The 805-nt window shown below is 48.8% G+C and carries 1 protein-coding gene; it reads left to right on the forward strand.

What is annotated here, in order from left to right; all coding sequences use genetic code 11:
* Window positions 1–28: 28 nt before the first annotated feature.
* Window positions 29–649, forward strand: coding sequence for an SPFH domain-containing protein (locus Q1B13_RS26850; protein WP_299800841.1), 621 nt, complete (start codon window positions 29–31; stop codon window positions 647–649).
* Window positions 650–805: the final 156 nt, after the last annotated feature.

An 805-nucleotide genomic window follows, 5' to 3' on the forward strand; every position in this document is an offset into this window, starting at 1 on the left:
GAGCCCACAGTAGGCATTTGTTTCATCGGTGCTGACGCCAAACAAGTTGGTTCAATTTGTCGGTCGCAATACCGAACTCTTCTATGCAGTATGTGGATCAATCCCCCAGAATAAGAATCTATCGGAGAAGATAAAATTGCGTATCTTGATTTTGGTGATTGCATTTGTGGCGTTTCCATTGGCGGCCGTTGCCGAAACATCCTCAGTCAGATGCGGCTTCTTCGAGGTCCCCCCAGACAGCGAAGCTCTTGTTTTTGACAGAAGCGGAGGCATTAAGCGGAAACTAGGTCCTGGGCGACAACGTTGCATACCCTTCCTTGAGACCGTTTCAATTGTAAATACTCTGAGGGAACGCCGCCAAGACATCGAGAGTCTATGGTCGGCTGACCGATGCAACGTCACAGCATCAGTGATTTGGCGTGTTTCCGATTTGGAAAAATACCATACCAAAGGAGGAGAAGTAGCCGCCGTCTCCATGATCCAAAGCTTGGCTTTGGAAGCTCTTAAGACTGCGGAAACCTCCGGAAATGATATAGAGGCAGTTTCACAGGACATACATGCTGCGCTTCGTCATAAACGTCCAGCCTTTGAGGAATTTGGAGTAGCATTATATCGTTCTTATTCAAACGTGGATTGCGGCGCTTATTAGTAATTGAGTATTCGGGTCGAAAGTCGGCTTTGTACCGCATAGCTGCTGTCCATTGCTCCAAAACACTGCATCTTTGATCTAAAGTCCGCTTCCTGTGCATTGCCGCCGTCGCTGAGGCCCAGTGCTGCAAAGGCAGCGAAGGTCTGCTTTGTGGCC

The sequence above is a fragment of the uncultured Ruegeria sp. genome (assembly GCF_947489545.1).
GTDB lineage: Bacteria > Pseudomonadota > Alphaproteobacteria > Rhodobacterales > Rhodobacteraceae > Ruegeria.